The sequence below is a fragment of the Streptomyces sp. SID8352 genome, assembly GCF_009862265.1.
Lineage (GTDB): Bacteria > Actinomycetota > Actinomycetes > Streptomycetales > Streptomycetaceae > Streptomyces.
Window position 1 is genome coordinate 41,461 of record NZ_WWGX01000065.1, and the last position, 11,593, is coordinate 53,053.

At 74.1% G+C, this 11,593-nt stretch carries 11 protein-coding genes; 6 read left to right on the forward strand and 5 right to left on the reverse strand.

Annotated features, from left to right (window positions below; all coding sequences use genetic code 11):
* Positions 1 to 12 precede the first annotated feature (12 nt).
* The 6 genes from dacB to folE all read left to right on the forward strand — a co-directional run bounded on the left by dacB (position 13) and on the right by folE (position 7,917).
* Positions 13 to 1,572, forward strand: a complete 1,560-nt coding sequence (gene dacB / locus GTY84_RS20690; RefSeq protein WP_161227813.1) for a D-alanyl-D-alanine carboxypeptidase/D-alanyl-D-alanine-endopeptidase — start codon at positions 13 to 15, stop codon at positions 1,570 to 1,572.
* A gap of 369 nt (positions 1,573 to 1,941) precedes the next feature.
* The gene (locus GTY84_RS20695; RefSeq protein ID WP_161227803.1) at positions 1,942 to 3,069 is read left to right on the forward strand and encodes a zinc-dependent metalloprotease; all 1,128 of its coding nucleotides are present in this window, start codon (positions 1,942 to 1,944) and stop codon (positions 3,067 to 3,069) included.
* 210 nt (positions 3,070 to 3,279) lie between these two features.
* The gene (gene tilS / locus GTY84_RS20700; RefSeq protein ID WP_161227804.1) at positions 3,280 to 4,326 is read left to right on the forward strand and encodes a tRNA lysidine(34) synthetase TilS; all 1,047 of its coding nucleotides are present in this window, start codon (positions 3,280 to 3,282) and stop codon (positions 4,324 to 4,326) included.
* A 96-nt stretch (positions 4,327 to 4,422) separates the two neighbouring features.
* Complete coding sequence (gene hpt, locus GTY84_RS20705) at positions 4,423 to 4,962, forward strand: hypoxanthine phosphoribosyltransferase (protein ID WP_161227814.1); 540 nt, start codon at positions 4,423 to 4,425, stop codon at positions 4,960 to 4,962.
* A gap of 194 nt (positions 4,963 to 5,156) precedes the next feature.
* Complete coding sequence (gene ftsH / locus GTY84_RS20710; RefSeq protein ID WP_161227815.1) at positions 5,157 to 7,196, forward strand: ATP-dependent zinc metalloprotease FtsH; 2,040 nt, start codon at positions 5,157 to 5,159, stop codon at positions 7,194 to 7,196.
* Positions 7,197 to 7,311: 115 nt separating this feature from the next.
* Positions 7,312 to 7,917, forward strand: a complete 606-nt coding sequence (gene folE, locus GTY84_RS20715) for a GTP cyclohydrolase I FolE (RefSeq protein WP_161227805.1) — start codon at positions 7,312 to 7,314, stop codon at positions 7,915 to 7,917.
* Positions 7,918 to 8,157: 240 nt separating this feature from the next.
* Here folE and GTY84_RS20720 read toward each other — a convergent pair whose 3' ends face one another.
* The 5 genes from GTY84_RS20720 to folP form a co-directional block, all read right to left on the reverse strand.
* Positions 8,158 to 8,643 (reverse strand): DUF3180 domain-containing protein, encoded by a 486-nt coding sequence (locus tag GTY84_RS20720; protein WP_161227806.1) that lies wholly within the window; start codon positions 8,641 to 8,643, stop codon positions 8,158 to 8,160.
* A gap of 56 nt (positions 8,644 to 8,699) precedes the next feature.
* Positions 8,700 to 9,311: a 2-amino-4-hydroxy-6-hydroxymethyldihydropteridine diphosphokinase gene (gene folK / locus GTY84_RS20725; protein ID WP_161227807.1), complete on the reverse strand. Its 612-nt coding sequence runs from the start codon at positions 9,309 to 9,311 to the stop codon at positions 8,700 to 8,702.
* The gene (gene folB / locus GTY84_RS20730) at positions 9,308 to 9,667 is read right to left on the reverse strand and encodes a dihydroneopterin aldolase (protein ID WP_161227808.1); all 360 of its coding nucleotides are present in this window, start codon (positions 9,665 to 9,667) and stop codon (positions 9,308 to 9,310) included. Before folB ends, folK begins: the two co-directional genes overlap by 4 nt.
* 290 nt (positions 9,668 to 9,957) lie before the next feature.
* Positions 9,958 to 10,461, reverse strand: a complete 504-nt coding sequence (locus GTY84_RS20735; RefSeq protein WP_161227809.1) for a nuclear transport factor 2 family protein — start codon at positions 10,459 to 10,461, stop codon at positions 9,958 to 9,960.
* On the reverse strand, positions 10,458 to 11,318 hold the full coding sequence (folP, locus tag GTY84_RS20740; protein WP_161227810.1) for a dihydropteroate synthase: 861 nt from the start codon (positions 11,316 to 11,318) through the stop codon (positions 10,458 to 10,460). Before folP ends, GTY84_RS20735 begins: the two co-directional genes overlap by 4 nt.
* Positions 11,319 to 11,593: the final 275 nt, after the last annotated feature.

Here is an 11,593-nt window from a genome sequence, read left to right on the forward strand (position 1 = left end):
GCGCGACCGCACGTGGCACGGGCCGCGGCCGCCGTACGGCCGCGTCTCGCACGCGCCGCGCGGGCCGCCGCACCGCGGGTCACACGGTTCGCGCGGGCCACGATCCCGCGGCTCACACGGGTCACGAGGCCCAAGACCTGGCAGTACACCGCCGGGGCAGCCACCGCCGGTCTGGCGCTGGCCGCCGGGGTGGTCGCCGCCGCGGGCCCCTGGGACTCCACGGGTCAGCGTACGGCCGAGCGGGACCGGGCAGTCGCCGCGGGTCCCACGGGTGGCGCAGATCACGGTCGCGGAGTCGACGGTTCCGCCGTCGCCCCCGGGGCGCCCCGCCCGGCGCCCAGCGCCGGAGCCGTCCTGACCGCCCTGGGCGGACCCGGCGGCTCCGCGGGCGGGGTGAAGGCCGCGCCGGGTACCGGGGCCCTCGCCGGCACCCTCCGCCCGCTGCTGGAGGACCCGGCGCTCGGCCACCCCCGGGGCGCCTCCGTCGTCGACCTCACCACCGGCGCGCGCCTCTACGGCACCGGCGACACCGCCTCCCTGACCCCCGCCTCCACCACGAAGATCGCCACGGCGGTGGCCGCCCTCACCGCCCTCGGGCCCGACCACCGGCTCACCACCCGCGCCGTCCTGGAGCCGGGCACCGCGAAGCTCGTCCTCGTCGGCGGCGGCGACCCCACCCTCACCGCGCGCGAACGCGCGGTCGGCTCGGCCAGCCTGCGCGTGCTCGCGCGCGGGACCGCCGAGGCCCTCCGGAAGAGGGGCACGCGCGAGGTGACGCTCTCCTACGACACCACCCTGTACGCCGGTTCCGCCGCCCACCCGATCGGCGTCAACGAGAACCTCGCGCCCGTCACCGCCCTCATGGTCGACGAGGCCCGCACCGACGACTCCGGCAGCGGCCCCGCCCCGCGCGCGCAGGACCCCGCGGCCGACGCCGCCCGCGCCTTCGCGGACCTGCTGCGCGGCCACGGGATCACCGTCACGGCCACGCGCGGCGCCAGGGCCACCGGGCGGGCCGAGGAACTGGTCGCAGTCTCCTCGCCCCCGCTGTCCGCCCTGGTCGAGCGGATGCTCACCACCAGCGACAACGACCTCGCCGAGGCCCTGGCCCGGCACACCGCCCGCGCGAGCGGGGAGCGCGCCGACTTCGCCGGGGGCGCCGCCGCGATCACCGCCCGCCTGCGGGAACTCGGCCTGCCCCTGCGCGGCGCCCGGTTCCACGACGGCAGCGGTCTGGACCGGGCCGACAGGCTCACCGCCGGCCTGCTCACCGCCCTGCTCGCCGAGTCCGCCGACCCGGGCCGCCCCGGGCTCCGCCCGGTCCTCACCGGGCTGCCCGTCGCCGGGTTCACCGGCACCCTCTCCGGCCGCTACGCGGAAGGCGCCGCCGGGCTGGTCCGCGCCAAGACCGGCACCCTGACCGGCGTCAACTCCCTGGCGGGCACGGTGGTCACGGCCGACGGGCGGATCCTGGGCTTCGCCTTCCTGACCCAGGACGCGCCCGACGCCGGGGCCGCCCAGGCGGCCCTGGACAGGGCGGCCACCGCGCTGACGGGCTGCGCCTGCGGCTGAGGCGAGGGCCGGGTCCGGCACGGGATCCGGGCCGCGGCACGGCCCGGGGCGCCGCCGCGCGTCCGGCCCCGGGGACATCCCGCCGGTGCCGGTACCGGGGCGGGGAGCCCCACCGTCACCCGGCCGGGCGAGCGTGCGGCACGGCGGGTGGCGCGCGTCCGCCTCCGCACTCCGGCAGGGTGAGCGCGGGCGGCGCGGACGGGCCGGGGCGCGCGCCGGGACCCCGCACCCGCGTACGCCGGGACCGGCACCGCCGGCCGGCGGGTGGCGCCGGGGTGCGCGAGGGCCCGCCGCACCTGCCGCCGGAGCGGTCCTGGCCCCGGAGAACTCACCCCGTCGGGGCGAGGGGCACTCAAGTACCGTTGACCCATGACGAGCATCGGCGCATCTTCCGGCATGGTCGACTGGAACCTCGCGGTGGCGACCGCGACCCGGCTCGTACGACCGGGCCCCGAGGTCAGCCGCGACGAGGCGCGGGCCGTCGTCGCGGAACTCCGCCGCCACGCCCGGGCCTCCGAGGAGCACGTCCGGGGCTTCACGGGACTGGCGACCGACGCGGTGCACGACACCCCCGTGCTCGTCGTCGACCGGCCCGGCTGGATCCGGGCCAATGTCGCGGGCTTCCGGGAACTCCTCAAGCCGCTGCTCGGCCGGATGGAGGAGCGCCGGGGCACCACACCCGGCGGCGCGGTCCTCGGCGCCGTCGGCGGCAAGGTCACCGGCGTCGAGGTGGGCATGCTGCTCTCCTTCCTCTCCTCCCGCGTCCTCGGCCAGTACGAGACCTTCGCCCCCGCCTCCCGCGAACTGCCCGCCGGTTCGCCCGGCGGGGGGCGGCTGCTGCTCGTCGCGCCGAACATCGTGCACGTGGAGCGCGAACTCGACGTCGAGCCGCACGACTTCCGGCTGTGGGTGTGCCTGCACGAGGAGACGCACCGCACCCAGTTCACCGCCGTGCCCTGGCTCCGCGACCATCTGGAGGGCGAGATCCAGTCGTTCCTCGAGCAGACCGACGTCGATCCGACGACCGTGCTGGAGCGGCTCCGCGAGGCCGCCCAGTCGCTGGCCGGCGGACGGCCCGAGGGCGAGGCGGAGAACGGCGGCCGGTCCCTGGTCGAACTGGTGCAGACCCCCGCGCAGCGGGAGATCCTCGCCCGCCTCACCGCCGTGATGTCCCTCCTGGAGGGCCACGCCGACTTCGTGATGGACGGCGTCGGTCCGGCCGTCGTCCCGACCGTGGGCGAGATCCGCGAGAAGTTCCAGCAGCGCCGCGCCAAGGGCGCCTCCCGCCTCGACCTGGCCCTGCGGCGGCTGCTCGGGCTGGACGCCAAGCTCCGCCAGTACCAGGACGGCGAACGCTTCGTGCGGGCCGTCGTCGAGCAGTGCGGCATGGACGGCTTCAACCGGGTGTGGACCTCGCCCAACACCCTCCCCACCAAGGCGGAGATCGCCAAACCGGCGGACTGGATCGCGCGGGTGCACCGCAGGCCGGAGGCGTGAAACGGCCCGGAAGGTCGTGAAAGCCGGGGCCGGGGGCGAACGCGATCCGGCCTACGGCAGGCGAACGCCCCTCCAATCACCCGTCCGAGGGACCCTGTGCCCACGGCAGGCGTGCGATGCTCGGGGAACGGCCCGCTTCTGTCACCATCTACACACTCTGCGTGACCGGACTCGGGCTCACCCCCCGAAACTTCATGAAGGGCACCGGACATGGGTCCCCATCCTGCGGTCGCGGCGATACGCCTGGCGGTGCGCCGCGTCCTCCACGACATCCTCTCCGAACCGACCACCGCGGCCGGCGTCCCCGCCGCGGCCGCCGCCGGGCGCGCACCCGGCCCCGCGCCCGCCCCGCTCGTGCTCGTCGCCTGCTCCGGCGGCGCCGACTCCATGGCGCTCGCCTCCGCCCTCGCCTTCGAAGCCCCCCGCCTCGGCGTCCGCGCCGGCGGCATCACCGTCGACCACGGCCTCCAGAGCGGCTCCGACCTGCGGGCCGAGGAGGTCGTCCTGCGCCTGCGCCAACTGGGCCTGGACCCCGTCGAGGCCGCCGCCGTCACCGTCGGCCGCGCGGGCGGGCCCGAGGCCGCCGCCCGCGACGCCCGCTACGCCGCGCTGGACGACGCCGTCGCCCGGCACCGCGCCGCCGCCGTCCTCCTCGGCCACACCCGCGACGACCAGGCCGAGACGGTGCTGCTCGGCCTCGCCCGCGGCTCCGGCATCCGCTCCCTGTCGGGCATGGCCGCGGTCTCGGGGGCCGACGGCCGTTACCGGCGCCCGTTCCTCCAGGTCGACCGGCAGACCGCCCGCAAGGCCTGCATGGCCCAGTCCCTCCCGGTCTGGGACGACCCCCACAACACCGATCCCGCCTACACCCGCTCCCGGCTGCGCCACGAGGGGCTGCCCGCCCTGGAGAAGGCGCTCGGCAAGGGCGTCGTCGAGGCCCTCGCCCGTACGGCCCAGCTCTCCCGGGACGACGCCGACGCCCTGGACACCTGGGCCCGCCAGGCCGAGCCCGGCGTCCGGGACGCGTCGGGGCTGCTGGAGTGCGCCAAGCTCTACGCGCTGCCGCCCGCCGTGCGCCGCCGCATCCTGCGCCGCGCGGCCATCGACGCCGGTGCCCCGGCCGGCGCGCTCTTCGCCCGTCACATCGAGGAAGTCGACCGGCTGATCACCGGCTGGCGCGGCCAGGGGGCCATCAACCTCCCCGGCAAGGTCGTGGCCCGCCGCCAGGGTGGCAGACTGGTGATTCGGCAAGGCTGAATCCGGAGCCCGCCCACCGGCCCGCACCGAGGGCCCCGGGGGCGGACCGGTCTGGCCGGTGGGACGACCGAAAGTGATGCGGTGGACGCGAACGACATGGGTGCCGACCTCGAAAAGGTGCTCATCACCAAGGAAGAGATCGACGCGAAGCTGGCCGAACTGGCCGGGAAGATCGACGCGGAGTACGCGGGCAAGGACCTCCTCATCGTCGGCGTCCTCAAGGGCGCTGTGATGGTCATGGCCGACCTCGCCCGGACCCTGTCCACCCCCGTCACCATGGACTGGATGGCGGTGTCCTCGTACGGCGCGGGCACCCAGTCCTCCGGTGTGGTGCGGATCCTCAAGGACCTCGACACCGACATCAAGGGCCGGCACGTCCTGATCGTCGAGGACATCATCGACTCGGGGCTCACCCTCTCCTGGCTGATCTCCAACCTCGGCTCGCGCGAGCCCGCCTCCCTGGAGGTGTGCACCCTGCTGCGCAAGCCCGACGCCGCGAAGGTCGCTCTCGACGTACGGTGGGTGGGCTTCGACATCCCCAACGAGTTCGTCGTCGGCTACGGCCTCGACTACGCGGAGAAATACCGCAACCTGCCGTTCGTCGGGACGCTCGCGCCCCACGTCTACGGAGGCTGACGCCCGGGGGGTCCGCCCGGCGCGGATTCCGCCGGGCGACCGGGAACCCCGACGGCACTCGCGCCGTTGGAGGATGCAGACGGAAACGGCTGCCGTCCGTGCGACTTCGGGCCGCCGGGCTGGGGTACCGTCAGAAGAACTGTCTTATCAAACTCACTATGGCAGGAGGGACGGGGCGGCACCGCTCCGTGTGGATGGACGTGAAGCGATACTTCCGTGGGCCGGTCATGTGGATCGTGCTGGCCGTCCTTGCCGTGGTCGTGTTGATGCAGGTCGTCGGCTCGTCCGGCGGCTACAAGACGGTGGACACCGGCCAGGTCGTCCAGGCGATCAACGACAACAAGGTCCAGTCGGCCAAGCTGACCACCGGTGACGAGCAGACCATCAAGGTCGAGCTCAAGAGCGGCGAGAAGGTCAAGGGCAGCTCGAAGATCCAGGCGAGCTACATCGGCGACCAGGGCGTGACCATCGCCAGCACGCTGCAGAACAAGTTCCAGGACAAGCAGATCCCCGACGGCTACACCGTGTCGCCGTCCAAGCAGAACCCGTTCGTCGGCCTCCTGCTCTCCCTGCTGCCGTTCGTCCTGATCATCGTCGTCTTCCTGTTCCTGATGAATCAGATGCAGGGCGGCGGCTCCCGGGTCATGAACTTCGGCAAGTCCAAGGCCAAGCTCATCACCAAGGACACCCCCAAGACGACCTTCGCGGACGTCGCCGGGTCCGAGGAGGCCGTCGAGGAGCTCCACGAGATCAAGGAGTTCCTCCAGGAACCGGCCAAGTTCCAGGCCGTCGGCGCCAAGATCCCCAAGGGCGTGCTGCTGTACGGCCCGCCCGGAACGGGCAAGACCCTCCTCGCGCGCGCCGTCGCCGGCGAGGCGGGCGTGCCGTTCTACTCGATCTCCGGCTCCGACTTCGTCGAGATGTTCGTCGGCGTCGGCGCCTCCCGCGTCCGCGACCTGTTCGAGCAGGCCAAGGCCAACGCCCCGGCGATCGTCTTCGTCGACGAGATCGACGCGGTCGGCCGCCACCGCGGCGCCGGCCTCGGCGGCGGTCACGACGAGCGCGAGCAGACCCTGAACCAGCTCCTGGTCGAGATGGACGGCTTCGACGTCAAGGGCGGTGTGATCCTCATCGCCGCGACCAACCGGCCCGACATCCTGGACCCGGCGCTGCTGCGCCCCGGCCGCTTCGACCGGCAGATCGCCGTGGACCGCCCCGACATGCAGGGCCGCCTGGAGATCCTCAAGGTCCACCAGAAGGGCAAGCCGGTCGCCAAGGACGTGGACCTCGCGGCCGTCGCCCGGCGCACGCCCGGCATGACCGGCGCCGACCTGGCCAACGTGCTGAACGAGGCCGCCCTGCTGACGGCCCGCAGCGACCAGAAGCTGATCGACAACCACATGCTCGACGAGGCGATCGACCGCGTCGTGGCCGGACCGCAGAAGCGGACCCGGATCATGTCGGACAAGGAGAAGAAGATCACCGCGTACCACGAGGGCGGACACGCCCTGGTCGCGGCGGCCTCCCCCAACTCCGACCCCGTCCACAAGATCACCATCCTGTCCCGGGGCCGCGCCCTCGGGTACACGATGGTCCTCCCGGACGAGGACAAGTACTCGACCACGCGCAACGAGATGCTCGACCAGCTCGCCTACATGCTGGGCGGCCGGGCGGCCGAGGAACTGGTCTTCCACGACCCGACCACCGGTGCCGCCAACGACATCGAGAAGGCCACCGGTGTGGCCCGCGCCATGGTCACCCAGTACGGCATGACCGAGCGCCTCGGCGCGATCAAGTTCGGCGGGGACAACACCGAGCCCTTCCTGGGCCGTGAGATGGCTCACCAGCGCGACTACTCGGAAGAGGTCGCCGCGCTGGTGGACGAAGAGGTCAAGAAGCTGATCGAGACGGCGCACAACGAGGCCTGGGAGATCCTGGTCGAGAACCGCGACGTCCTCGACAACCTCGTCCTCGCGCTGCTGGAGAAGGAGACGCTCGGCAAGGAGGAGATCGCCGAGGTCTTCGCCACGATCGTCAAGCGCCCGCCCCGGCCCGCCTGGACCGGGTCCTCCCGCCGCACCCCCTCGACCCGTCCGCCGGTGCTCTCCCCCAAGGAGCTGGCCCTGACGAACGGTGCGAACGGGGCGACGCCCGCGGTCTCCACCATCAAGGGCGCGGTCACCGAGACCGCCCCGGCGCCGGAGGGGGCTCCCGAGGAGCGTCCCGAGGACTGACGGTTCCCGGCCCTCCCGGCCGGGCCCGGAATGTAAGCCGCGCTCCCCAGGCTCTAGCCTGGGGAGCGCGGCTTTTCGCGCGCAGCAGGCGAGACGGACAGGAACGAGGCACCACATGACCGACCCCGTGACGCTGGACGGCCAGGGCCCGATCGGCGACTTCGACGAGAAGCGGGCCGAGAACGCCGTACGCGAGCTGCTCATCGCGATCGGGGAGGACCCGGACCGCGAAGGGCTGCGGGAGACCCCGGCGCGGGTGGCGCGGGCCTACCAGGAGATATTCGCGGGGCTGCGGCAGCAGCCCGAGGACGTGCTGACGACCACCTTCGACCTCGGCCACGACGAGATGGTCCTGGTCAAGGACATTGAGGTGTTCAGCACCTGCGAGCACCACCTCGTGCCGTTCCGGGGCGTGGCCCACGTCGGCTACATCCCGTCCACCAGCGGCAAGATCACCGGCCTGTCCAAGCTGGCCCGGCTCGTCGACGTCTACGCCCGCCGCCCCCAGGTGCAGGAACGTCTCACTACGCAGATCGCGGACTCCCTGATGGAGATCCTGGAGCCGCGCGGTGTGATCGTCGTGGTGGAGTGCGAGCACATGTGCATGTCCATGCGCGGCATCCGCAAGCCCGGCGCCAAGACGCTCACCTCGGCGGTGCGGGGGCAGTTGCGGGACAGTGCCACGCGCAACGAGGCGATGAGCCTGATCATGGCGCGGTAGGTGCCCGTGGGGGTGGGACGGGGGCGGGACCGGGGCTGAGCGCGCGGGGTGGTGCGGGGCCCGGGTCTCGGGGTCCCGGACGCCCTTCGGGGTGGTTCCGGCCGTGACCGGGTGCGCCTGTGCGGCCGGGCGCGCCGGTGGCCGGGCGCCGTGGTCCGGGGGCGGTGTCCCCGCGGGCGGTCGCGGGTCCGGTGGGCGGCCTCGGGGTGTACCGGGGCTCCGGGGCCGTCCGCGGGCGGCTCAGACGGCCGACGCCGCGCCCGGGGGGTGCTCGTCGTCCTCGGGGAGCCGGCAGACCCGCTCCAGGAAGATGGCGGCCGCTATCACGCCGATGCCCGCCACCGTCGACGCGCCCGCGTACACCGCCTGGTCGCGGCGGGCGGGGATGTCCAGGTACTCCAGCAGGAAGACGGCCACCCCGCCGTACAGCCCCGCGACGAGGGCGGCCACCAGGGCGCTCGCCTGGCCGAACACCACCGCGCGGGCGGCCATCAGCGGATCGACGCCCTTGGCGCCGGGGACCCGGTCCCGCTGCGCCTTCAGCCGCGCGCGCAGCGAGACCGCCGTGGCCAGCAGCACCGCGGCGATCAGCGCCAGCACGATCGGGGCCGCCAGGGGGACGCCGGGCAGGGTCCCCACCGAGTTCCACAGCCGGGCGGTGGCCCAGGACAGGACCGCCGCGACGGCGAACACACCGGCCAGCGTCCTGACGCGCAACTCTTTCACGGTGTCCCTTCGTCCCCCGGCGCCCCTGGCGGGCCCTGCCGTTCTGACCTTAACGACTACTCGGGCAGCCGGAGTTCCAGGTCGGACCGGACCGCGACGCCCTCCCGGGTGACGCCCGCCAGCAGCTCGGCCACCGGGCCCCGGCCGGGCAGCAGCGCCGCCGGGTCCACGTCGTGCCACGGGGCGAGGACGAAGGCCCGCTCGTGGGCGCGCGGGTGCGGCAGGGTGAGCCGCGGGTCGTCGGACACCACGTCGGCGTAGGCGACGATGTCCACGTCCAGGGTGCGCGGGCCCCAGCGCTCGTCCCGGACCCGGTGGAACGCCTCCTCGACCGCCTGCGCCCGCTCCAGCAGCGACGACGGGGGCAGCGTCGTCCTCAGCACCACGACCGCGTTGAAGTACGACGGCTGGCTGCCGGGCTCCACGCCCCACGGCTCCGTCTCGTACACCGGCGACACGCCCTTGACCCGCACCCCGGGGGTGTCCTCCAGGGCGTCGATGGCCCCCTGCAGGGTCTCCAGGCGGTTGCCGAGGTTGGCGCCCAGCGAGATCACCGCGCGCTTCGGGTTGGACAGTGTCGAGTCGGCGGCGTCGACCTGCTCGACGACGGCGGCGGGCACCGGCTGCACTGTGGGGTCGCCGGGACCCCGCTCCCATGGGGTGCTCATACGCGGCTCCGGATGATGGTGACGGTCACGTCGTCGAAGGGGACGGTGATCGGTGCGTCCGGCTTGTGGACGCGGACCTCGACCTCCTCTACCCCCTCGTGCGCCAGGCAGACCTGGGCGATGCGCTCGGCCAGCGTCTCGACGAGGTTGACGGGCTCGCCCTCGACGACGGCCACGACCTCCTCGGCGACGATGCCGTAGTGCACGGTCTTCGCCAGGTCGTCGTCGGCGGCGGCCGGGCGGGTGTCCAGGCCCAGGACGATGTCGACGAGGAAGGTCTGCCCGTCCTCGCGTTCCTTGGGGAACACCCCGTGGTGCCCGCGGGCCTTCAGGCCGCGCAGCGCGACACGATCCACGCGAATCACTCCTGCAGTCGTCGGTCTCGGACGGTCCGTGCCGCGTGCGGGCGGCGTGCCGGTCCGGGGTCGAATCTACCCGCGTGGTCCGGCGGGGCGGGGGCGCGGGGGTGCGGGGCGCGGGGGCGGGGGACGGTTTCGGCCGGGGCGGGGTGGTTCCGGCCGGGGCGGGGCCGGTCCCGGCGGGGGCGGTGCGCGGTGGTGCGGGGCGGGGCGGGTGTGACGGGGGCGGGGCGGCCGCGGTGCGGGTGTGACCGGGGCGGGGTGGCGGGCGTGTCCTGGGCGCGGTGTCAGAGGTCCTCGGCGTCCTCGGCGTCCTCGGCCGACTCCGCCAGGACCGGGGAGGCGTGGTGCGACCACAGTTTCCACCCGGCGGGTGTGCGGCGGAACACGTTGGTCGCCACCACCAACTGGCCCACCAGCGGGCCCAGCTCCTCCCCGCCCTGCGGCGCCGGACCGCCGCTGAGGATGTTCTCCGCGCAGCTCACCAGCGCGGTGTCGCCGGTCACCGAGATGTGCACGTCCGTGAGGAAGAACTGGATGTAGTCCGTGTTCGCGATGATCAGCGCGTACGACCGCAGCACCGCGCCGCGGCCGGTGAGCGCGGGCCAGCCGGGGTGTACGCAGGAGATCACCCCGGCGTCCGCGGGATCGTGGTAGCTCTCGTCGACCCCCAGGTCGGCCGGGGACAGCCAGAGGTCGGAGATCCGCTCGAAGTCGCCCTGCTCCAGCGCGTCGTAGAACGCCGCGTTGGCGGCCTCGACCTGCTCCACGTCGAGGTGGGGAGTGCTCACCGGGCTCCCTCGACGGCGCGGGCGACGCGCACGGCGTCCGCGGTGGCGCTCACGGCGTGGACGCGCACCGCCCAAGCCCCGGCCTGCGCCGCGAGCGCCGAGACGGCGGCGGTGGCGGCGTCGCGCTCCCGCGCGGGGGGCGGGGCGGCCTCCGGGCCGGCCAGGACGCGGCCCAGGAAGCGCTTGCGGGAGGCGGCGACGAGGAGGGGGTGGCCGAGGGCCAGCAGACGGTCCAGGTGGGCCAGGAGCACGAGGTCGTGCTCGGCGTCCTTGGAGAAGCCGAGGCCCGGGTCGACGATCACGCGGTCCGCCGCGACGCCCGCCGCGAGCACCGCCTCCACGCGGGCGCGCAGCTCGTCGTGGACCTCGGTGACGACGTCGGCGTACGTGCCGCGGACGTTGCCGGGGGAGAGGAGGCCGCGCCAGTGCATGACGACGAAGGGGGCGCCGGCGTCCGCGACGGCGGGGAGCATGCGGGGGTCGGCGAGGCCGCCGCTGACGTCGTTGACCAGGATCGCGCCGGCGTCGAGGGCCTTCGTGGCCACGGAGGCGCGCATCGTGTCCACGGAGACCGTGACGCCCTCGGAGGCGAGGCCGCGCACGACGGGGACGACGCGGCGCAGCTCCTCGTCCTCGTCGACGCGGGTGGCGCCGGGGCGGGTGGACTCGCCTCCGACGTCGACGAGGTCGGCGCCCTGCGCGACCAGGTCGAGGCCGTGCTTGATCGCGGCCGTCGTGTCGAAGAAGCGGCCGCCGTCGGAGAAGGAGTCGGGGGTGACGTTGACGACCCCCATGACCGCGCAGCGGTCCCACGTGGTGAGTCCTGCCGGGTGGCGGCGGCCGGTCTGCTTGCTCATGTGTTCAGCGTATGCCCCGACGAGCGGCCTGCCCGCGTCGGGCCGCACGGGGGGCCGCCCGTGGCCGAGGGGCCGGGGGAGCGGGGGGAGTGGGGAGGTCGGGGGAGCGGGGGAGTCCGCTTGCGGCGGTTCGTGGGTGGGGTGTGCGGGGGGAGTGGGGCGTGCTGTGGTGGTTGTGCGGTTCGGTGGTGTGGGGTGTGCCTGCGGCGCATCTTTCGGTGGGTGGGGGTGTTTGTTGCGCCTTTGGTGTTTTGGGGTTGGGGCCGGGGCGGGGG

Bases quoted from the DNA above. Each gene is read 5' to 3' on its own strand.
- folP (WP_161227810.1), bottom strand. From the start codon at position 11,318: ATGAGCAAGCAGACCGGCCGCCGCCACCCGGCAGGACTCACCACGTGG.
- tilS (WP_161227804.1), top strand. From the start codon at position 3,280: ATGGGTCCCCATCCTGCGGTCGCGGCGATACGCCTGGCGGTGCGCCGC.
- folE (WP_161227805.1), top strand. From the start codon at position 7,312: ATGACCGACCCCGTGACGCTGGACGGCCAGGGCCCGATCGGCGACTTC.
- hpt (WP_161227814.1), top strand. From the start codon at position 4,423: ATGGGTGCCGACCTCGAAAAGGTGCTCATCACCAAGGAAGAGATCGAC.
- ftsH (WP_161227815.1), top strand. From the start codon at position 5,157: ATGGACGTGAAGCGATACTTCCGTGGGCCGGTCATGTGGATCGTGCTG.
- folK (WP_161227807.1), bottom strand. From the start codon at position 9,311: ATGAGCACCCCATGGGAGCGGGGTCCCGGCGACCCCACAGTGCAGCCG.
- GTY84_RS20695 (WP_161227803.1), top strand. From the start codon at position 1,942: ATGACGAGCATCGGCGCATCTTCCGGCATGGTCGACTGGAACCTCGCG.